The following is a 1608-nucleotide window of genomic DNA, read 5'->3' as shown; positions in this document are numbered from 1 at the left end:
TCCAAAGACACTCCAGTTTTCCGTTTTTTGGCACAAAGTCGATAAAAGATGGCGGTGGATTCCTACTCAAGATCTGATCTATGACATCATTGCGTGCTCCCAAAAACGCTAAAACCGATCTCGTATTTGGACGTTCAATTCTGTAATAGCCTGGACGGACACCCCTTTGTATCTTGGCTGAAGTTAGGGTCAGGACGCATTGATTTTCAACGCGCTGCGTGATTCACGGCTTCTAAAATGGAGTGGTGATATGAGCGACCTTTACTGGCTGAGCGACGAGCAGATGGCCAGGCTTTCCCCTTTCTTCCCGAAGTCGCACGGCAAGCCACGGGTCGATGACAAGAGAGTGCTGAGCGGGATTATCTTCATCAATCGCAACGGGTTGCGCTGGCGCGACGCTCCCAGGGAATACGGACCGCATAAGACGCTGTACAGCCGGTGGAAACGATGGAGCGAGAAAGGCATCTTCGCGCGGATGATGGTCGGCCTGGCTGCCGAACATGGCGAGCAAAAGACCGTGATGATCGACGCGACGTATCTAAAGGCCCACCGCACCGCGACCAGCATGGCCGCAAAAAAGGGGGGCGTGGACGCCTGATTGGTCGAACCAAGGGTGGCATGAATACGAAGCTGCACGCCATCTGCGACAGCCAGGGGCGGCCGCTTAATCTATTCGTCACTGCCGGGCAGGTCAGCGATTACACCGGCGCACGGGCGTTACTCAGCAGTCTGCCAAAAGTCGACTGGCTACTCGGAGACCGCGGCTATGACGCCGACTGGTTCAGGGATGCGTTAAAAGACAAAGGGATACGCGCCTGCATCCCTGGCCGGAAGAAGCGCAAGGCTCCAGTCAAATACGACAAGCGGCGATACAAACGGCGCAACCGCATCGAGATCATGTTCGGTAGGCTCAAGGACTGGCGGCGCGTGGCAACACGCTATGACCGATCCCCAAAGGTGTTCCTCTCGGCCATCGCGCTCGCCGCTCTCGTCATCTATTGGTTATGAATCCTGACCCTAACAAGTCTGCCAAAAAACTTGCCCCAAGATTGAACCGGATCGCCGGTTTTGTGCACCTAATATCTGACCGAGGCAGAAAAGGCAGGACGTCAGTGGGGTTCTGTCGCAAATTCCTTTGAAGGCTGAGGAGCTGGCGCAGGCGGGTCGATTATCCTGCCATTTGGGCGAACTGCTGAAACGGAGAGAGACCGGGCGTGAATTGACCTTTGCGGATCATGTTGACCAGTTCGATACCGGCTAGGGCAGATGCAGCTGATGAGAAAGACTTGAAACCCAACATGGGCCTGATCCGACGTTTGATGAATCGATGATCTTGTTCAATGATGTTATTGAGGTATTTCCGCCTCACCATCTCGATTGGTACTGGGCAGCCAAAGCCTTTCAGCATCTTGTTTATGGCTTTGATACCAGCTGTGTTGGCCCCGCTTTTGTCGATGACAATCTTCCGTGGCAAACCGTTCACCTCAAGCGCACGAGCGAAGAACTTCGTCGCAGCAGCTTTATTCCGGCACTTGGATAGCATGAAGTCCAGGATTTTGGCGTGTGTGTCGTCGGCGGAATAGAGATAAACCAACTCACCCTTCACTT

2 protein-coding genes are annotated in these 1608 nt (G+C 54.0%); one reads left to right on the top strand and one right to left on the bottom strand.

Going from position 1 to position 1608, the window contains the following annotated elements; all coding sequences use genetic code 11:
• Window positions 1–250: 250 nt before the first annotated feature.
• Window positions 251–1008 (top strand): IS5 family transposase gene (locus tag ACR0E6_RS21035; protein ID WP_480586951.1). Its coding sequence is split into 2 segments (ribosomal slippage): window positions 251–572 and window positions 572–1008, totalling 759 coding nucleotides; the frame shifts between segments, so codons are not numbered across the junction.
• Window positions 1009–1168: 160 nt separating this feature from the next.
• Here ACR0E6_RS21035 and ACR0E6_RS21030 read toward each other — a convergent pair.
• Window positions 1169–1608: IS6 family transposase (locus ACR0E6_RS21030; RefSeq protein WP_480586948.1), on the bottom strand; the 440-nt coding region annotated here is incomplete at its 5' end.

This window comes from Ruegeria sp. AP12 (assembly GCF_056540025.1).
The sequence above is the reverse complement of the archived record's forward strand: the minus strand, read 5'-3'. Positions and strand labels throughout refer to the sequence as shown.